Origin of the sequence: Porphyromonas crevioricanis (genome assembly GCF_900476255.1) — a bacterium.
Lineage (GTDB): Bacteria > Bacteroidota > Bacteroidia > Bacteroidales > Porphyromonadaceae > Porphyromonas > Porphyromonas crevioricanis.
This window is the reverse complement of sequence record NZ_LS483447.1, coordinates 1,724,687-1,744,416: the sequence shown is the minus strand read 5'-3', so window position 1 is coordinate 1,744,416 and position 19,730 is coordinate 1,724,687. Positions and strand designations below refer to the sequence as shown.

20 protein-coding genes are annotated in these 19,730 nt (G+C 45.2%); 4 read left to right on the top strand and 16 right to left on the bottom strand.

Annotated features, from left to right (window positions below; genetic code table 11):
- Positions 1-29: 29 nt before the first annotated feature.
- Positions 30-857, bottom strand: coding sequence for a 3-keto-5-aminohexanoate cleavage enzyme (kce, locus tag DQN70_RS07600; RefSeq protein ID WP_023937616.1), 828 nt, complete (start codon positions 855-857; stop codon positions 30-32).
- Positions 858-880: 23 nt separating this feature from the next.
- On the bottom strand, positions 881-1,273 hold the full coding sequence (kal, locus tag DQN70_RS07595; RefSeq protein WP_036888699.1) for a 3-aminobutyryl-CoA ammonia lyase: 393 nt from the start codon (positions 1,271-1,273) through the stop codon (positions 881-883).
- 496 nt (positions 1,274-1,769) lie between these two features.
- On the opposite strand from kal, the gene kdsA reads away from it, so the two are divergent.
- Entirely contained in the window at positions 1,770-2,627 is an 858-nt protein-coding gene (kdsA, locus tag DQN70_RS07590) for a 3-deoxy-8-phosphooctulonate synthase (protein WP_078801697.1), read from the top strand.
- Positions 2,628-2,686: 59 nt separating this feature from the next.
- On the opposite strand, the gene DQN70_RS07585 is transcribed toward kdsA, so the two are convergent.
- From DQN70_RS07585 to DQN70_RS09455, 14 genes are all read right to left on the bottom strand, one after another.
- Complete coding sequence (locus DQN70_RS07585; RefSeq protein WP_023937619.1) at positions 2,687-3,067, bottom strand: RidA family protein; 381 nt, start codon at positions 3,065-3,067, stop codon at positions 2,687-2,689.
- Positions 3,068-3,115: 48 nt separating this feature from the next.
- Positions 3,116-3,856 (bottom strand): 23S rRNA (guanosine(2251)-2'-O)-methyltransferase RlmB, encoded by a 741-nt coding sequence (gene rlmB / locus DQN70_RS07580; RefSeq protein WP_023937620.1) that lies wholly within the window; start codon positions 3,854-3,856, stop codon positions 3,116-3,118.
- Between the two features lie 17 nt (positions 3,857-3,873).
- Positions 3,874-5,556, bottom strand: a complete 1,683-nt coding sequence (gene recN / locus DQN70_RS07575; RefSeq protein ID WP_023937622.1) for a DNA repair protein RecN — start codon at positions 5,554-5,556, stop codon at positions 3,874-3,876.
- Positions 5,557-5,568: 12 nt separating this feature from the next.
- Entirely contained in the window at positions 5,569-6,483 is a 915-nt protein-coding gene (porD, locus tag DQN70_RS07570; protein WP_023937624.1) for a type IX secretion system protein PorD, read from the bottom strand.
- Positions 6,480-7,724, bottom strand: a complete 1,245-nt coding sequence (gene coaBC / locus DQN70_RS07565; RefSeq protein WP_023937626.1) for a bifunctional phosphopantothenoylcysteine decarboxylase/phosphopantothenate--cysteine ligase CoaBC — start codon at positions 7,722-7,724, stop codon at positions 6,480-6,482. Before coaBC ends, porD begins: the two co-directional genes overlap by 4 nt.
- A gap of 50 nt (positions 7,725-7,774) precedes the next feature.
- Positions 7,775-8,545, bottom strand: a complete 771-nt coding sequence (locus DQN70_RS07560) for a 3'-5' exonuclease (RefSeq protein WP_023937628.1) — start codon at positions 8,543-8,545, stop codon at positions 7,775-7,777.
- Positions 8,542-9,684, bottom strand: a complete 1,143-nt coding sequence (gene dnaN / locus DQN70_RS07555; RefSeq protein ID WP_023940286.1) for a DNA polymerase III subunit beta — start codon at positions 9,682-9,684, stop codon at positions 8,542-8,544. The genes DQN70_RS07560 and dnaN overlap by 4 nt, the downstream gene beginning before the upstream one ends.
- Before the next feature lie 232 nt (positions 9,685-9,916).
- Positions 9,917-10,744, bottom strand: a complete 828-nt coding sequence (locus tag DQN70_RS07550; protein WP_023937632.1) for a GIY-YIG nuclease family protein — start codon at positions 10,742-10,744, stop codon at positions 9,917-9,919.
- A 36-nt stretch (positions 10,745-10,780) separates the two neighbouring features.
- Positions 10,781-11,692 (bottom strand): TIGR01212 family radical SAM protein, encoded by a 912-nt coding sequence (locus DQN70_RS07545; RefSeq protein WP_023940289.1) that lies wholly within the window; start codon positions 11,690-11,692, stop codon positions 10,781-10,783.
- Between the two features lie 49 nt (positions 11,693-11,741).
- Positions 11,742-12,494 carry a shikimate dehydrogenase family protein gene (locus DQN70_RS07540; RefSeq protein WP_023937634.1) on the bottom strand — a complete coding sequence of 251 codons (753 nt, stop codon included), beginning with the start codon at positions 12,492-12,494 and terminating at the stop codon, positions 11,742-11,744.
- Positions 12,491-13,213, bottom strand: a complete 723-nt coding sequence (ubiE, locus tag DQN70_RS07535) for a bifunctional demethylmenaquinone methyltransferase/2-methoxy-6-polyprenyl-1,4-benzoquinol methylase UbiE (RefSeq protein ID WP_023937635.1) — start codon at positions 13,211-13,213, stop codon at positions 12,491-12,493. The genes DQN70_RS07540 and ubiE overlap by 4 nt, the downstream gene beginning before the upstream one ends.
- Before the next feature lie 111 nt (positions 13,214-13,324).
- Positions 13,325-14,272: a phosphoribosylaminoimidazolesuccinocarboxamide synthase gene (locus DQN70_RS07530; protein ID WP_023937636.1), complete on the bottom strand. Its 948-nt coding sequence runs from the start codon at positions 14,270-14,272 to the stop codon at positions 13,325-13,327.
- A 114-nt stretch (positions 14,273-14,386) separates the two neighbouring features.
- A complete protein-coding gene (locus tag DQN70_RS07525; protein WP_023940291.1) occupies positions 14,387-15,412 on the bottom strand; it encodes a PhoH family protein in 1,026 nt (341 codons plus the stop codon).
- Entirely contained in the window at positions 15,413-15,754 is a 342-nt protein-coding gene (locus tag DQN70_RS09455) for a hypothetical protein (RefSeq protein ID WP_145980607.1), read from the bottom strand.
- Between the two features lie 520 nt (positions 15,755-16,274).
- Between DQN70_RS09455 and DQN70_RS07510 the strand changes: the two genes are divergently transcribed.
- The 3 genes from DQN70_RS07510 to gmd are packed head-to-tail and all read left to right on the top strand — an operon-like array spanning position 16,275 to position 19,727.
- The gene (locus DQN70_RS07510) at positions 16,275-17,990 is read left to right on the top strand and encodes a S41 family peptidase (protein ID WP_023940301.1); all 1,716 of its coding nucleotides are present in this window, start codon (positions 16,275-16,277) and stop codon (positions 17,988-17,990) included.
- Positions 17,987-18,535, top strand: coding sequence for an FHA domain-containing protein (locus DQN70_RS07505; protein ID WP_023940302.1), 549 nt, complete (start codon positions 17,987-17,989; stop codon positions 18,533-18,535). Before DQN70_RS07510 ends, DQN70_RS07505 begins: the two co-directional genes overlap by 4 nt.
- A gap of 31 nt (positions 18,536-18,566) precedes the next feature.
- Positions 18,567-19,727, top strand: coding sequence for a GDP-mannose 4,6-dehydratase (gene gmd, locus DQN70_RS07500; protein WP_023940304.1), 1,161 nt, complete (start codon positions 18,567-18,569; stop codon positions 19,725-19,727).
- Positions 19,728-19,730: the final 3 nt, after the last annotated feature.

Below are 19,730 nucleotides of genomic sequence, written 5' to 3'. Positions count from 1 at the left end.
TGCAATTTTTTCTTTTTACATCTACCGAGTCATGCCAAAGGTTTAAGACCCAATATTTTTCGAGCTTCAGCGGGGGTTGCGACCTCGCGACCCAACTCTTTAGCCAAGCGTACTACTTTTTCCACCAATTCCCCATTGGATTTGGCAAGCACGCCTTTCGATATGTACAGATTGTCCTCGAAACCTACACGCACGTGACCACCCATCACAATTGTCGGAGCTGCCAGTGTAAAGGCGTGACGACCGATACCAGTAGCTGTCCAAGTTGATCCTGCCGGTATTTTGTTCACAAGCCATACAAGGTTCTCTACTGTAGCTGGAGTACAGCCGGGGACTCCTAGTACAAAATTGAATTGCATCGGAGCTCCTGGTACTTCTCCCTTAGAAGCCATACGTACTACGGTGTCGAGATGTCCCATTTCGAAACATTCATACTCAGGCTTGATATTGTTTTCGATCATGCGTTTTCCGAAAGCACGCATCATGGGCATTGTATTTTCAAATACTTCGTCACCGAAGTTACAGGTACCGCAGTCCAATGTTGCCATTTCCGGAAACAACTCTGTCGGTTGCAGACGTTCTTCAGCAGTCATCCCTACTGCTCCTCCGGTGGAAGGAATCAGGATAACATCCGGGCAAGCTTTGCGAATGGCATCCAAGCAGACGCGGAAACGCTCTCTACTCTGTGTCGGAGTCCCATCATCTTCGCGTACATGCACATGTACTACCGCAGCTCCGGCATCATAAGCGGATTTGGCCTCTCGCACAATTTCCTCTACCGTATAGGGTACGGCAGGGTTTTGTTCCTTCGTCACCTCTGCTCCACAGATGGCAGCGGTGATAATTAGTTTTTCCATACTGTATTAAGTGTTTGGTTTTGTTAGTGCTCGATACGTTGGCATTTCTTGGGTACTACACAAGTACCGGAAGCCCGGCAAACAACGATTGGTTCAGCCAATACATCAGCAGCTGAGTCAGAGATGTCAGGACGAGGCTTGATGACTTTGCGGGCTTCAAATTCCATTTTACGTGAAGAATTGCCTACAGAGGTAATACGACCTACTGCTTCGATATAGTCACCGGCATATACCGGAGCTAAGAACTCCACGTTGTCGTATGCACAGAACAGGCCCTCATCGCCATCATGCATAATCAATAACTCTGTTGCCACGTCTCCAAAAAGAGCGAGCATATGAGCACCATCCACCAAATTGCCACCGTAGTGAGCATCCTGCGAAGACATCCGCAGTCTAATCATCGATTCCATGTTCATCTTTAATATGTATTTGTTGACTTGGTAACTATCTCAATTCTTTCACCTCCCTCTGTCATGGGTTCATTAGAGGAAATGGCCTCCCAGACGTCACTAGGAGCAGGAATTAAGAGGAAACACTCAATAATCGCTTTGTTTTTTATAAAATCACACCCACAATTGCCATCCGAAAAGGGGAGGGATGGCAAACGCTCCCACAAAGATAAAACGAATAAGTGAAATCGCTAGGTCTACGAAATCTCCGATTGTACTTCACAAAAAGGGTGGAAAAGCCCCTCTCCTTGGGGCGATTAACTTCTGATTTTCTCATTGGTCTGCTACAAATAGTCTCGCTTGACTAATTTGGTTATGGCTCTAGACCAAGGATAAGCTTGATTGTAGATGTGAGAAGAAAGGTAGTCGAGTTTTTAGAGTCTTGAGGCGAAGATAGATTCGGGTTTGCACATTAACTTTGTGGCAAAACAAAAAATTTCAAACGATGAATGCTATAATCGGAATGACGGCTCTCAGTAACTCTGAAGAGCTTTTTTCTCTCCTGAGTTCTCCTCGAAAGGATAGAGATAATCTACCACAAGGACCTTTCTTTTTGATGGCAGGTCCCTGTGCCGTGGAAAATGAACAAACGACAATGCAAACAGCCGATTATTTGTCTCAATTGACAGCTCATTTGGGAGTGCCTTTTATTTTCAAGTCTTCGTATCGCAAGGCAAACCGTTCTCGGTTGGATAGTTTTCGAGGAATAGGCGATGTTGCTGCCCTACAAATTTTATCTAAGGTAAAGGCCCAATTGGGTCTGCCAATAGTGACTGATATTCATGAAACTTCCGAAGCCAATATGGCTGCAGAGGTAGCTGATATACTGCAAATACCGGCTTTTCTTTGCCGCCAAACGGATCTCCTTGTAGCCGCTGCCCAGACGGGGAAAATAGTAAACATTAAGAAAGGTCAGTTCCTTTCACCGCAGGCAATGGCCTTTGCTGCAGCCAAGTGCGAAGACTCCGGCAATTCCAAGATCATACTCACCGAACGTGGAAATAGCTTTGGTTATACCGACCTTATTGTTGATTATCGTGGAATTCCACAGATGCGTAGGTTGGGTTATCCGGTCGTGATGGATGTGACACATTCTCTGCAGCAACCTAACCAAAGCAGCGGTGTGACTGGAGGATTACCTTCTCTAATAGAGACAATAGCTAAGGCTGCGATAGCAGTGGGGGCAGATGGTATTTTCATTGAGACTCATCCTGATCCGACAAAGGCTCTTAGCGATGGAGCTAATATGCTTCCTCTACACATGATGAAACCTTTGCTGGAAAAACTTATCCGCCTGCGTCAAGCCGTGATAGAGGCTTGAAACAGGCGGATGGAGGTAGATCTTGGGAAAGATAGGGGGATTTCTATCTCCTGACAGTATTAGTCCTTGATGGCGATAATTTCTATTTCTACCAAACCGTTTTTGGGAAGAGTTTTTACTGCAACGGCCGAGCGAGCAGGGAATGCTCCATCGAACTGACGTGCATAAACTTCGTTCATTGCTGTAAAATCTCCCATATCGGCAAGGAAGCAGGTTGTTTTCACTACGTTGCTCATATCCATACCTGCTTCGGACAGGATAGCACGAATGTTTTTGAAGGCTTGCTCTGTCTGAGCCGGTACTCCTCCCTCCACGAAATCTCCGGTTTGAGGATCCAAACCAAGTTGTCCTGAAGCGTAGAGTATATTATTTACTAATACTGCTTGGCTATAGGGGCCGATGGCGGCTGGAGCATTGGGGGTACTGATTACTTTTTTCATAGGAATTGTTGTTTATTTGCGAGACTCCGTGAGGAGTCTCTTGGTAAGTTAGAACTTTGATTGTTGTCTTAGGACCTCATATAGGATGACACCGGCGGCTACCGATACATTGAGAGAACCGATATCCCCAATTTGAGGAATGCTGATCATAGAGTCAGAGCGTTTGATCGTTTCTTCGGAAGGACCGACATCTTCTGCTCCCATTACAATTGCCAACGGTAACTCAAGTTTCTCTTCCGTGTAGGAGCATGTGGCTTTTTCACTCGCTGTCACTATGCGTATACCGGAGGATTGAAGTAAGTCAAGGGCTTGGCTAATAGAAGGTTCTCGGCAGACCGTTATGCGATGAAGAGCCCCTGCTGATGCTTTGATTGCATCACCACTGACAGATACCGATCCTCGAGCTGGTATTACAATCGCATCAACTCCAGTACATTCGGCTGTACGAGCTATAGCTCCGAAGTTTCTCACATCGGTGATACCATCCAACACCAAAATCAGAGGTAATTGACCTTGCTCAAATTTCATGCTGATCACTTCTGATAGAGGCATGTATTCTATTGTCGACAGTATCGCCACTATCCCCTGATGATTCTTGCTCGTCATGCGATCGAGTTTTTCTACCGGCACCGAGAGCACGGGGATGCTGCGCTTGTGAGCAAGAGTTTTGATGCGGTTGATTTCTTCGCTGCGCATAGCTCGCTTTATGTATATTCGATCGAGTTCATTTCCGGCCAATAATCCCTCGAGGACAGGATGAATACCGAATACGAGTTTGTCTTTTGCCATATGTCAGAGTCTTGATTTTAATCCGGTAGAATACCTATTTCAGTGCTATTGAGCAGCAGCTCTTCTGCTGCAGCTAATCCTATTTGAGTAAACAAGTTTCCACTTTGCATACGAGCGATTTCCCGAATCCGCTCCTCTCTATTGAGGCGACGGATAGAAGTCTTTGAGCTTATCTCATCGGACTGCTTGTAGACGAAATAGTGATTTTTACCGTATGCTGCTATCTGAGGTAGGTGGGTGATGGCGATCACTTGCATATGCTGTCCCATATGTCTGAGCATTTCGGCCATGCGACTTGCCACATCACCGGAGATCCCAGTATCAACTTCGTCGAAAATGATAGAGGGAAGTTCCCTCCTTTTTGCTATTACTGATTTGATTATCAGCATTAAACGTGAAATTTCACCCCCTGATGCGACTTCGGATACATCCTGAGGTTTTTGCTGTGCGTTGGCCGAAAAGAGGAAAGTAACCCGATCTCTTCCCTGTATGGACAAGGTGGCTGGTCGTATATCTACTTCAAATTTTGCCTGAGGAATGCCAAGATGAGGCAGTTTGCCCTTTAATTCTTTTTCAAAGACACCGGCAGCAGATAGACGTTTACCATGGAGTTCGTCTGCCAATTTGTTTGTTTCCGATAAAATTCGCTCTACGACTTCTTGTTCTTGCTTTAAATCTTCTTCCGAATGATCTATTCTATTCAGTTTGTTTTTCAGCTCTTCCCTAATGTCAAGCAGTCCCTCTATGGTTGAGGCTTTGTGTTTGTGCATGAGGGTGTTTAGCAAATCCCATCTGTCCTCTACCTGTGCAAGTCGCGTGGGATCTGTAGATAGAAGCTCTGCCTCTTGTGACAATGAATTGGCAATGTCTTGCAATTCAATACGCAAGGATTGCAATCGTTCTCGGTAGGAAGAAAAAGTCGAAGAGTAAGCTGTGATGCGAGATAGGGATTCTATAGCAGAGTGAATTGCAGAAAGGGCTGCAGTGTCATTTTCAGAAAGAGCCGAAAGTGCTATTCCCACCCCTTGTGCTATTTCAGAGGCATGGGAGAGAGTTCGAAGTTCTTCTTCCAATTTCTTTTCCTCGCCTTCTTTGAGAGAGGCATCTTGTAACTCGCTGTATCTAAACCGCAAGAAGTCGATCTCCTGTGTGTCTCTTTCTATCGTGGCTTGCAACTCCTCAAGCGTTTTCCGATGATCAATGTAGGTTCGATACTTTTCTTGGTAGTGTGCCAGTAGCAAATCGATATCGGCTATGGCATCAAGAGAACTAAGCTGAAAGAAGGGATCACCCAACAGAAGATTTTGGTGTTGCGAATGTATGTCAATCAGAGAGCCAGCAACACTCTTTAGTGTGCTAAGAGAAACGGGGGTGTCGTTGATGAAAGCCCGACTCTTTCCCTTGACGGATATTTCTCTCCTGAGGATGCATTCTTCGGGATCGAAATCCAGATCTTGTCCGAGTAGGAGTTGTTCTGTTTGCTTTGATAGTTTTTGAAATACTCCTTCTACCACACATTTGTCTGCTCCGGGGGCAATTTCGGAGGAGTCTGCTCTTTTGCCTAAAAGGAGAGACAAAGCTCCCAAAAGAATACTTTTGCCGGCTCCCGTTTCGCCAGATATGACAGAGAAACCCTCCGAGAAGTCTATCTGTAGCTCTTCTATGAGGACGTATTTGGTAATATGCAGCGAGGCCAACATAGTGGAGGTGGGTTATTTTTTTAGGCGATCTATCTTGTTCTGTTCTGTAGGAAAGAGCTTGAGCAGGCGTTTACTCAAGTCTTGTTTTTCTGAAGTAGAAGCCTTGGAGAGGATGGAGACAAGCTCTTCGAGCTTTGTCATCGCAAAGATGTTCAAGAGGGGAGATACCGGTTTTTCCTTGTGCACTGTTTCCAGTAGCTCAATAGTGGAAATAATGTTGCTCCGTCCTCGATTAGCATTCCCCACCATTTCGTCCAAACCTTTGCGATGAAATATGTACCAGGCTTTTCGTACAGGTTCTTGTACCGGATCATTAAGAGCTTCAGCCAAGGCATATCTATTTCTATCACTTTTGAATGCATCCCAACCATTCCAATCCTGCTTGGTTTGGGCTGCAGCAACCAACTGTCTCATTTCCGATCGGTATGGATTTCCTCCTAAGGGAGCAAAACTATCGAAGTCGTATGTCAGTATTGCATAGGTGTAGAAGATGAGTGTTGCAAGCAGATTACTCTCTATGTTAGCCGGATTCCACTCTATCGGGGTGTAAGGATCATAGAGGAAGTTTAGTTCTCGGTCTCGGTATACGAAAAGCGGGCTTACATACGATGCGTTGAAAACTGGTCGTCTGGCCGTTACGGACAAGTCGGCCGTGTATTTGGTCTCGTCTGTTCGGGTTAAGATATTTAAGCTGAAATTACACTCGATTCGTTCTGCAGGGGAGAAAGTGCCATGTGTCCAGCGTGTATTGTTGAGCAATTCAGAGAGTTTCCTCTCCAGTTCTTCGTACTGACTACGCTCCACACTACCCCCCAAAGCATCTGTATTGATGCTGACTTTAGCATTCAATTCCTGTGACAACCCTTGTAGAGGCAAGAGCAGGAAAAGTATAAAGGAGAGCCAGTAGCCTGAAACGGATATTTTCATAGGTTGAGTTTTAACGCAATGAAATCGGCAATATCTTTTGCTACGGATTCTTTACTCTTCAGAGGGTATGATCGAATGGAGCCATCTCTATCTATGATCGTTACCTTATTCGTTTCTCCTCCAAATCCGGCCCCCTTATCTTGTAAACTGTTCAAGATAATAGTATCCAGATTTTTGTTTTGGATTTTTTTCTTGGCTTCAGTTATTCCTTCTCCTGTCTCGAGAGCAAAGCCAACAAGCAGTTGAGAAGGATTTTTGAGTTCGCCGAGGGTTGCAGCAATATCCGGATTGGCAACCAATTTGATCTCCATACTTTGTTTGTCTTCTCTTTTGATCTTTTGCTTAGCGACCTCTTTCGGTCTGTAATCTGCCACTGCTGCCGTCATGATCGCAATGTCCGTCGAAGGGAAAAGTTGTAGACAGCAGTCCCGCATCTCTATTGCAGAGGTGATGTGCCGGACATTGACTCTGTGGTGGGATGGTAGCAGGGCGGATGGTCCTAAAACAAGATTGACCTCTGCTCCCTGCGTAGCTAATGTATCAGCCAAGGCGATCCCCATACGACCGGTTGAGTGGTTTCCGATGAAGCGCACCGGATCTATTGCTTCATGTGTGGGACCGGCTGTTATGAGGATTCGTTTGTTCCGATAGGGTAGTAGGTGAGCCGGAGCATTGTCCGATTGTGTGGCAAAAAACTCAGCCAACACCTGAACCAATATCTCTGGTTCTTCCATGCGCCCCTTGCCAATCAAGTGGCTGGCTAATTCTCCTTCCTTGGCTTCTATCACCCTATTCCCAAATTTTTTGAGTCGCTCTATGTTGGCGCAGGTAGAAGGATGCTTATACATATCCAAATCCATGGCTGGGGCCACGAATATGGGAGCCTTACAGGAGAGATAGGTCGTGATAAGCATATTATCCGCTACACCATTTGCCATTTTTCCTATCGTTGCAGCAGAAGCTGGGGCAACTAACATCGCATCGGCCCATAATCCTAAATCGACATGGCTGTGCCATGAGCCGTCTTTGCGGGAGAAAAACTCACTTATGACAGGTTTGGACGTGATTGTGGAGAGGGTTAGGGGTGTGATAAACTCCTTGCCCGATGGCGTTATTACAACTTGCACCTCAGCACCGGCCTTTATGAGCAGCCGGCAGAGCTGTACGGATTTGTAGGCAGCGATGCTGCCGGTTATGCCTACTATGATATGTTTGCCGGCAAGAGAAGAGAGATCTGTCATGTGGGTAAGTATGGCAAATGGGGTGACGGGGAAGAGTGGTTTATCGGGTTTCAGTTGTTACTGCTTGCCAGACGAATACGTGTAAATGCATTTTTCGTGTCAAGAGGGAAATCGGACTGCATGATCCAACCATAGTATCCGGGATCTTTGGCAAGGACTTCGGTTGCTTTACATCCCTTGTACTTGCCGAAATTGATGACTGCTTCTCCTGCATCGTTGTACACCATGCGACCGGCGAAATCTACATTTCGGTTATGTGCCGAAAATTCAGCCAAAAACGGAATATCGTTTTGCAATTCTTCTGGATAACGATCCAGCTGTGCCATAAGTACTTCGTAGGTCGCTCTTGTGTCTGCTTCTGCCGAATGAGCATTCTCCAGATCTTTGCCACAATAGAATTTATAGGCAGCCGAGAGGGTTCGACGCTCCAATTTGTGATAGATAGTCTGCACGTCTACAAAGTGGCGGTTGTGAAATTCTTCACTGAAACCGCAACGTAGGAATTCCTCTACAAGCATTGGAACATCGAAGCGGTTACTATTGAACCCGGCTATGTCGCAACCCTTAATGATTTCCAATAGGCTTTTGGCTACCTGCCCAAAAGTCGGACAGTCCTTGACATCTTCATCGCTAATTCCATGCAAAGCAGTGGATGCTTCCGGGATATGCATTTCGGGGTTGATCCGGCGTGTACGGCAGAACTCCTCCCCATTAGGGGATATCTTGAGTAGAGAGATCTCTACTATCCTGTCTCGCGAAACATCTACCCCCGTCGTTTCCAGGTCGAAAAAAACGATGGGTTTTTTGAGATTTAATTTCATTCTCCTATCAGTCTCATGGGAAGGATCAAGCTAGCTTGGTCTATGCTTTCTTCACTGTCACACGGCACGATCACGCAAGCTCTCACCTGATCTGTGAGACAGAGTTTGACTTCTGAGCTGTTAATCGCTTGGAGAGTTGCCTGTAGAACGGTTGACTCAAAACCCATTTTGAGGTCTATATCAGCTGGGCAGTCTGCTTTGACCATTTCCTCTGCTGAAACAGAAAAATCGAAATCGTTGGCAGATAGTTTGATGCCCTCGGGAGAAAACTCAAAGCGTAGCATATTGGCACTTTCGCTGGCGAACACCGATACTCGTTTGGCGGCAGAGAGGAGCAAGAGCCTGTCTACTACCACCTCTAACGGCCACTGTGTGGGAATGACACTATTATAGTTTGGGTATCGTCCTTCCAATAAGCGTCCTGAGAGTGTGTATGATGGAAGACGTAGTTGGATGAATTTTTCTGAATAAATCATTTCAATCATATCATCGTTGTCTTCGTGTTGCAGTAGCGAACGACTGATAAGAGTGGCAACCTTTTTTGGTAGGCAGAAACCCATTTTTTCCGTGGCCTTTACTTCATAGTTTTGCTGGCGAACAAGCATTTTCCCATCTGAACCTACAAAGACGATCTTATCTTGGAAAATATCCATGTACACCCCCGTCATGATGGGACGTCTGTCATCATTGCTCGTAGCAAAGAGGGTCGCATTGATTCCCTTGAGCAGATTGCCCACGGAGATGTGCAGGCTTTGCTTGGTCTCATCATCGTCCAGAGGGCGAGGGTAGGTATCAGCCTCTTTTACTACAAAAGTGTATTGGCCACTGTTGTAATTGATTTGGGCGTTGAGAGTTTTCAGATCCACATCAAAAGTTATCGGCTGTTCAGGCATTTCCTTGATTGGGTCAAGTAGTACTCGTTGCAAGATGGCGAAGGAACCATCTTCCCCTGTCAGGTTGTTGACCTCCAATTCCCCTTCGAGTCTGGTGCCGGGATCTGCTCCTGTCAGTCGGAGAGTGTTGCCTTTGAGTTCAAAGAGGACACACTCCAGTATTGGAATGTTCACCCGTGGGGTTATCACACGCGAAACCGCCTGCAAGAGTTGCTGCATCTTGCTGCTGGAAACTTCAAACTTCATTGTATTGTGTTTTTGTTATTCTTTCAATGAGCAAATATAAGAAATAAGCATACAATGGGGGAGGAGCTTGTAGACAGCTTGTTTTGCAGAGGAAAATAGCTCTCTTTAGTGCGATTGTAAAGTTGAGGCGGCACTGCAATTCGGAGTTCGTAAGACAGCTTTGCCCGATATGCGATAAGGTCCGAAAGTAGCTGCCAAAAAGATTCTCAAAAGACTTTTCTTAATCAAACCTTTATTCCAGCTGCTTTCGGTATACGGCATCCAGTGTTCGTCCTTCTTTATCTTTCCACTGTTCCCAACCATTAGCACTTCGGCCGAGGCAAAAAGATGCAGCAGAGCTTGGACTGGAGAATGTGAGGTCTGAAGTTAGGATGCAGGAATCTCCTTTTTCCAAACCATTCTCTCTCAGTTTTTTCTCTCTCAGCTCCTTCCTTTGGAAGGATGGGGCTGTTTTCCTCGAGATAGAACTGTCTGTCAATACAGTGAATCCGGAAGATCCATAGATCCCTTTCGCCCAACAATCTTTTCCTCGGATATAAAACAAGTGTTCCTCTCTGGGCTGAAGAGTCTCAAAGATATTGCACCCAACGAATGAAGAAAGAAATTTGACATCATCAAAAAACTCATCCATTGTATCTTGTTGATATTCAGGTAAGTTAGGTGCTTTGGGGATCTGTTTGTTTTCCTTTAGCTCGAACGAGTTCGCTTTAGTGGCCTCTGCTACAGCTCTATGCTCCAAATATTGTACATCGACTTTAGTCATGTCAGCATCCTTGGAGACGAAAATGAGAGCTTTCTGCCAGAATCCTTTTTTGTTGTCATGATCTCTTACTCGCTCACGGAAGTTTTCTGTTTCCCCTATATATGCCTGTGGGTTTTCCATGTTGTCCTCTCCAATGAGAATATAGAGAGCCGGTTTTTGTAACTTCTGCTGTTCGCTCAGGTAAGATAGATTTGATCGAGGAACTACAAATACCTGACAAATCTTGTTGCTGACGAATGCATATTGTGTTCCCTTGGGATCTCCATCAACTAAGAATGTTGTCACAGTCTTGCCCATAATATTTCCTATTCTATTTGGTTTTGAGTTTTTATTTCAATTGTTGAGACCCCTGTTTTCATTGAGTTTTCGACGGATAAATTCTACAAACTGGTAGTTCTTTTTGCCCCAATGTGGAGCCAAAATGAGTTGAGGAGGAGAGGATGAGACAAAGCGTTCGAGTACAATATCCGGTCTGAGGCGTTGTATAAAATCGACACATAGTTCTACATATTCATCCTCTGTCATGAAATGGTATTTCTCCGGATGAATGGTATAGTCATGCGCCATAAGGCTGCCTTTGATAATTTGTAATTGGTGCAATTTGAGTGTGTCGATAGGTAGAGTTGAGAGCCGATCGGCATGAGAAAGCATTTCCTCCCTTGTTTCATCGGGAAGTCCTAATATCAGATGAGCTCCCACGAGCAAGCCTGCTTGATGAGTCCGGTGAATTGTTTCTGCACTGCAGGCAAAATTATGTCCACGTTGTATGAGAGCCAATGTTTTGTCCAAGGTCGATTCTACTCCATATTCAATCAATACGAAACACCGTTTGGACAGATCGGATAGATAGCTCAGCAGGCTGTCGGACATACAGTCCGGCCTGGTGCCGATTACCAAACCCACAACCCCCGGATAGTGCACGGCCTCCTCATATTTACTTATTAAATCTTGCTCCTCTCCATAGGTCGCTGTATAAGCCTGGAAGTATGCCAGATAGACCATTGTGGGGTATTTGTGGGAGAAGAATGCGATCCCTTCAGAGAGCTGCTCGCTAATAGATTTGTTTGCTGATGCGTAGGCCGGACTGAAACTTGCGTTATTGCAGTAGGTACAGCCTCCTTTTCCCAATTTTCCATCTCTAGTTGGGCATTTCTGGGAAGCATTGACAGATATTTTTTGCACTTTTTGGCCCGGAAAGTAATGGGAAAGGAAAGTGGCAAAGTCTATGTAACTGTTTCTTGGCATACTTGAGACTGACAAATGGAAGTTTAGGATTGCTTTCGATTATTTTCTGTTACCTGGACCAGATATGATAGGCGGCCTCGGCCTGAGCTTCCAGCATTTCTCTCCCATTGACATACATAGCACCTTGGCTTTCGGCTCTTTGTAGAAAAAGAGTCTTAGGAGGATTGTAGATAAGATCGTAGCAAAGATGTCTGTCGCTTAGCCTACTATAGTCTATCCGAGGACATTCATCTTCATGAGGAGGCATCCCCAAAGGAGTGGCATTGATCACGATACTGAAGTCTTGAAGTCTCTCCCAATCGAAGTCTTGATAGGGAAGCAAACCTATGTTTTCTGTGGAGCAATGACGACTGAGAGTTAGGTGTTCTATTTGTAGCTGATCCAGAGCTTTACGGACAGCTTTGGATGCTCCACCATTTCCCAGAATGAGAGCTGCCCCATGCCCGAACCTTTTGAGGTGAGGTATGAGGCTTTGCCGGAAACCAACGACGTCTGTATTGTATCCTTTGAGAGAGTACGAAGATGTGCTGCGCTCTATCCGTATTGTATTGACAGCTCCCACATCATGAGCCAGAGGATCCAGCTCATCAAGGTAGTCGATTACGGCTATTTTGTGCGGACTGGTCACATTAAGGCCACACAGGAAAGGATGAGAGGCCAAAAACGATGGGAATTCCGATATGTTTGGTAGAGGGAATAGCCGATAATGGGCTTTTATACCCAATCGATGAAATTTATCGTTGAAATAGGATGCCGAAGCCGAATGTTCCAGAGGAAAACCTATGAGACCATACTCTGTCATTTCATGCCTAAGTATATGGTAACGACTCCTGGTGAAATAGACCGAAAGAAAGTCTCTACAAAGCCTGTCTTTTCCATTATGCTTACCAAGTCTTTGCGTTGAGGAACAGCTCCGATAGACTCTGGTAGATATTTGTACGCTTGCTTGTCAAGAGAAAGAGTCCGCCCCAATAAGGGGAGGATTTTATGTGCATAAAATTTATAACCGGCTCGCAAAAAACCGTTGGTTGGTTCCGATAGCTCTAAAATAAGCATGGGTGCGCCGGGTTTGAGAATTCGATAGGCTTCAGCCAATGCTACATCTATCCGGTCTACATTTCGTAGCCCGAAGGCTATTGTGACTGCATCGAATTCATTATCCTCGAAGGGGAGTTCGGTTGCATCTGCTTTCTTCAATTCAATCAAATGTTCCAATCCTTCCACCCGTATTTTCTCGGCAGCTATTCGGAGCATTTCATCCGAAATATCTATCCCATCAATATGTTTTAGGTTGGGGAGTTGTGTGGCTATGTTGATGGCAAAGTCGGCTGTTCCGGTCGCAATATCGAGTATTCTCTCCGGATGGTATGGTTGTAGCAATTCAATGGCTTTGTTGCGCCAATATCTGTCCATCCCCCAGGATATTAAGTGGTTGATACGGTCGTATCCCGATGCTATATGATTGAACATCCGGCGTACCTGCTCGCTTTTTTCTTCTTTGTCGTTGTAGGGAGTAACCATACGCGATTTTAAGGAGTTGGAGGAGTAAAACAAAAAGAGAAAGGACAATTCGGAGGTAGAGGAATGGGAGATAATATCTCCGGACCTATCGAATTGTCCTGTGAAACTTTCTTAGAGGTTCTTGAGAGCCTCCACTATATTGCTGTGTATGCGCTCTGTGATATTTTCGCTTGGGCAGCGTTCAAAAGTCTTTCCGGTAACTTTTTCGTACAGCTCTATGTATCGGTCTGACACGGAACGGCAGTATTCAGGTGTCATTTCTGGAATTTTTTGTCCGGCTTTTCCCTCAAATCCGTTTTCGATGAGCCATTGCCTTACAAATTCTTTGGAGAGTTGTTTCTGAGCCTCTCCCTTTTCAAATCGTTCTTCATACCCATCGGCATAGAAATATCGGCTGGAGTCAGGTGTATGTATCTCGTCTATGAGATATATTCTCCCGTCTTTTTTTCCGAATTCGTATTTGGTGTCTACCAATATGAGACCACGCTCCGCTGCCATGCGTTGCCCACGCTCAAAGAGAGCGTAGGTATAACGTTCGATTTGTGCGTAATCCTCCTCAGATACCAGCCCTTGTGCAATGATTTCTTCTCGACTGATATTTTCATCGTGCCCTTCGTCGGCTTTTGTGGTTGGAGTAATGATTGGTTTGTCGAAGCGTTGATTTTCTTTCAGACCTTCCGGCAGTTCTATGCCACAAATGCAGCGTTCTCCTTGTTTGTATGCACGCCAGGCTGATCCGGTGATGTAGCCACGGATCACCATTTCCACCTTGAATGGTTCGCAGCGGTGCCCTATTGTTACCATTGGATCGGGGGTGCTGATTTTCCAGTTCGGAACAATGTCGGATGTTGCATCCAGAAAATAGGCTGCGATTTGGTTCAGAACTTGTCCCTTGAAAGGTATACCGGCAGGCAGGATTACATCGAAAGCAGAGATTCTGTCTGTGGCAAGCATTGCAATATAGTCTTTGCCGAAAAAGTATACATCGCGTACTTTGCCATGATATACGTCTGTCTGACCTTCAAATCGAAAGTCGGATTTTACGAGCGTTTGGTTCATAAGATTGTCTTTGTGAGTATTTATGGGTGATATGTTTGCCAATTACTACTTGTTGTCTTGTTTTGATTTGGGATTGACATCCTTGTCTTCTATCTAATTGTGTGCCAATTTTGGTTACACTAAGGGTCTATCCGTTTCGAGCCTTTCTGCCGTTTGTGTTTCTGTCGGTGTTTTTTCTTCTTCTTCTTCTCCTTCTTCTCTTGGCCGAGCTGCTTCGTAGGCGGCTACTATACGTTCCACCAGAGGATGACGTACAATGTCGGATTTATTTAGCTGTATGGTACTAATTCCTTCTGTGTGTTCGAGAATTTTAAGAGCACGAATTAGACCGGATGACACTCCTCTTGGCAGGTCTATTTGGGTCGTGTCTCCTGTGATGATCATTTTGCCCCTCTGTCCCAAACGGGTGAGAAACATCTTCATTTGGTGCAGGGTTGTATTCTGAGCCTCATCGAGAATGACCACAGCATCACTAAGGGTACGCCCTCTCATGTAAGCCAAGGGAGCGATCTGTATAGTGCCATTTTCTATGTAGTCTTTGAGCTTGGCTTGTGGTATCATTTCTCCGAGAGCATCATATAGAGGCTGCAGATATGGATCCAGTTTGTCCTTCATCTCTCCCGGCAAAAAGCCTAACTTTTCCCCTGCTTCGACTGCTGGGCGCGAGAGAATGATTCGTTTTACTTGTCTGGTCTTGAGGGCACGCACGGCCAGACTGATGGCTATGAATGTTTTCCCCGAACCTGCAGGACCTATGGCAAACACCATATCATTTCGGTCGAATGCTTCCACCAATCTCTCCTGATTTCGTCCTTTGGCTGCAATAGCCTTACCATTTACACCATATAATATATGGTGCTTGGAGGTTGTTGATTCCTCTTTTTCACTTTCACCTCGTGTCAACCGGATAACATCCTCCTCTGTCAGTCGATTGTATTTGTTGCAGTGTTTTTCCAGCTTGTCAAGGATATACATCATCATGTCTGTTTCGTGCATTTCGCCAAGAACTTTCACCACGTTGCCATGCGCTACAATTCGCAGCTTGGGGTATAGGTTTGTAAGCAGCACGATATTAGCCTTATTAGCACCAACAAAAATTTGAGGATCAGCATCCTCAAGGATGTACAACCGCTCTGTCATTTATCGCTTTTCGTGAATGTGTTCAAATCTTTGATTCTTAGGAGAGAGACCTTTTTGCCTTTTTCCGAACCCTACAATAGCTGCAAATGTACGGTATTTCAATGTTAGATTGATTTTTACAACAAGAGGAGACTGTCGCAAGGTCCCAAGAAGCTTTTTCATTGGCCTTTTTGCCGGAGTTTGCAGCGTATGTTGATTTTGAGACAATCGAGGAAGAGAGAAAAAGCATACTTCAGGACATAACTCATTTCGAATACCGATAATAACACATTGAGTACTATCCCCAATTAACAATAATGCGATGCAATTAGGGCGGGAACACTCTTTTGTTAGCTCTGCCACATCTTCTCTTTTTTTGCCACTGAGGTTCAAAGAAAAATTCTCTGGGGAGAGAACAAAAATTCTCTCCTGAGAAAAAAATTGTTCTCTCCTGTGTTAGCAAAATTTTTCTCAGGAGATATTTTTGACCCTCTCGAAACGCCCTGTTCATCGGTGTTTTGAGTGAGGCTAAAAAGTCCCCAAAAGCTGCCTTTTCTACTGTCTTCGACCACATTCTCCTATGTTGCTTAATAGGACGACATCGTTTCAATTGAAAGAGAGGGGAAGCTTGTATTGTCTTGCCTTCTCTTTGAGTGCATTGTATGGGGATCTTCCAAGAGTTGTTGAAACAGTCTTTTGTCCGAACTTTTTTTGAAATGCGTGGTCACAACGGATCATAGAGATAGAGTGTGTATGCCCGTAGGTGTACATGACCAAACCCAAGAGTGGTCTCATTAGCACTTTCTATGTCTTACCCATGAAGGAAAGTTGTTGCCCATAAAGATGTCTGTATGATAGAGGCTAATTCGCTACCTTTGCCGACATGAAAAATAGAGCAGTATTTGCCCTGTGTGGGCTTCTTTTTCTGTCTGTTGCGTATCCGTCTTCTAGTTTGAAAGCTCAGCTCGTATCAGGGGATACTGGGCAGTTTACTTCGGAAGATCCTTATATGGAATACGTGAAAGGGGTGGAAACTTTTGGCAATCTGATAAGAGACCTCAAACTGTACTACATAGATTCTCTTTCCACACAAGATTTGTATAAAAATGGGATTCGTGGCATCCTTTCCGGCTTAGACCCCTATTGTGAGTATTACTCTGCTCAAGAGGAGGAAGCTTTGCGACTAATCACTACCGGAGAATACGGTGGAGTGGGGGCTGTGGTTATGCCCGGAGCCGATAGTTCCGTGATGGTAGCCAGAGTTTTCAAGGGGAAGCCTGCTCAGTTGGCCGGTGTAAGACCGGGAGATGTAATAATGAAAATCGATGGGAAAGATTTTTCTAAATCCGATGTCCAGAGTGTAAGTGAGGCTTTGAAAGGGAATCCGGAGAAACAGATCTCTCTTGAATTGCTTCGTAGAGGAGAGAGTAAGCCTGTTTTCCTGAAATTTTTACGCAAACGGATACAGATAGAGCCCATCACCTATTTTGATGTGAGACCTCACTCTCGGATAGGTTATATAAGTATAGATACATTCAATGATAAGACTGTGTCTGCTTTCGATGCTGCACTCAGCGAACTGAAGCAAAAGACCGAACTTGAGGGTTTGATTATTGATTTGCGAGGAAATGGAGGAGGACTGATGGCTCAGGCTGTTGGGATACTCAATCATTTTCTGCCCAATGGTACTGAGATTGCGAGCCTGCGAGGTCGGAACAACCGCGTCAGCAGTGTCTATCGCACCAATGCCGAGCCTACGGACCTCCACTTGCCGGTCGTTGTCTTAATCAACTCAGAGACGGCCTCTACTTCGGAGTTGTTGGCCGGAGCTTTACAAGATCATGACAGGGCAGTTATCGTAGGAAGGAAAAGTTTTGGTAAAGGGATCGTACAGATGACTTCTGAAATGCCTTATGGAGGCAAATTGAAATTTACTGTATCCCGCTACCATATTCCCAGCGGCAGATGTGTGCAACGGATAGACTACAGTACGAGATCTGCTGATGGTAGAGAAATGAAGACTCAAAAACAACAACCGGATAGCTTACATCGGGCTTTTTATACCAAATCGGGACGGATTCAACATGAAGCCGGAGGGATCAGTCCGGATTTGGAGGTAGAAGCTGATAGTGCAAAGGCCATATCTTATTTTGTCGCAGGCAGCTACTTGTTGCAAGACTATGCGACCGACTATCATAGAAAGCACAAGACTATAGCCCAACCTCATTTATTTACTCTCTCAGACCAAGAATATGAAGAACTTGTGCAACGCTTGTCTGTACCCGAGTTCAAATACGAATTGCGCTCTCCTGTCTATTTAGAGCGTCTACGGGAATGGGCCGAGAGCGAAGGCTTTTTGCCCGAAGCATCCGGAGCTTTTGACTCTCTCTCTCAACTTTTGAAGCCGGACAAAGAGCGAGATCTCAGGCGTTATAAAGACCAGGTGAAAGAGTCTGTGGAGGAGGCTATTATAAGTAGGTACTATTTCGAGGACGGATTGATACAACATCGATTGAGACGCGACAAAGATGTAGAGACAGCTATGCGCCTGCTTGTCAATCCCGAGCAATATCGCAATTTGTTGCACCCTGCCAAATGAAACGGATCCGTTGCCCTTATTGCGACCAGCTTATCGTTCTCTCCAACGAGCGAATTAAGGTAGCTCTTTCTCAGGAGGGTCGCCTCTCGTTGGTTTGCTCAGGTTGCAAAAAACAGATAAAAGCTCGAATCCGACCTGTGAGTGCGGAAAAACTTCCGGAGAGTTCCGAGCCGGAAGGGCTGTTGGCTCCGGCTGCCATTTTTGTTGTGGAAAATGCTTTTGCCTATAAGCAGACACTCAAGTTTGGCCCGGGAGTTCATTCTATTGGGCGAAAAAACAAGGATACGCAGATAGACCTGCCAATACAGACTTCTGATCCCAGCATGGATAGACTTCACTGCCTACTCAAAGTACAGGTAGACTCTGATGGGCATTGGAGCTATGCTATCAAAGATGATGAGAGCCGAGTTGGGACTTTTATTGCAGGACGCTGTCTATCCGATCGAGAATGGTTCTGCCTAAACGAGACTACTGTAATCACTTTGGGGGCAACTTCCCTTATCTTTGAACCCCATCCCGACGAAAACGATCAAACAGCTCAGTAGCGCAGATACAAAAAGAAGAAAATACAATCTCATGAATACAAAGAAGAAAGTAGCTCTTATTACCGGTATCACAGGGCAAGATGGTGCCTATCTGGCCGAATATTTATTGAAAAAAGGATACGAAGTGCATGGTTTGAAACGTCGCTCTTCTCTATTCAATACAGAGCGTGTAGACCATTTGTACCAAGACCCTCATACCGAGAGTCGCAACTTCTTTTTGCACTATGGAGACCTTTCCGACTCAATGAATATTACAGCCTTGATCCGGCAGGTACTCCCGGATGAGATTTACAACCTGGGGGCAATGAGTCATGTGAAGGTCAGCTTTGAAAGCCCGGAATACACAGCTAATGTAGATGGCTTAGGGACTTTGAGGATATTGGAAGCTGTGCGTTTGCTTGGATTGGAAAAGAAAACTCGTATCTATCAGGCTTCTACGAGCGAATTGTTTGGTTTGGTTCAGACTGTTCCTCAGAATGAACAGACTCCGTTTTATCCGCGTAGCCCCTATGCCTGTGCCAAACTCTATGCCTACTGGATCACTATCAACTATAGAGAGGCCTATGGAATGCATTGCAGCAACGGCATCCTTTTTAATCATGAGTCTCCGCTTCGTGGAGAGACTTTTGTAACACGGAAGATTACTCGCTCCGTCAGTCGTATCGCTACAGGATTGCAGCAGAGGGTATACTTGGGCAATTTGTCTGCAACTCGAGATTGGGGGCATGCCAAGGATTATGTTCGTTCCATGCATATGATTTTACAGCAGGATCAACCCGGAGATTACGTCGTGGCTACAGGTATCACGACCTCTGTTCGAGATTTTGCCCAAATGAGCTTTGCTTATGTTGGAATGAAGCTCCGATTCGAAGGAGAAGGGGTGGATGAACGAGGTGTATTGTCTGCAATAGACGAAGAGGTATTCAAGCAACGAGTCGGAGATATTTATTTGCCTGGAGTAAGGAATCTTTTGGGGCAAACACTTCTTTCTGTGGATCCTAATTATTTCCGTCCGACGGAGGTGCAGGCTCTTATCGGAGATGCTGCCAGAGCCCGTAAGATCCTAGGTTGGGAGCCTGAATATACTTTGCAGGATATTATTCGTGACATGATGGACTATGATATTCGTTTGATGCACAAAGAGGCATATCTGAAAGAAGGTGGATATCAGATACTCAACTATTTCGAATAAGCA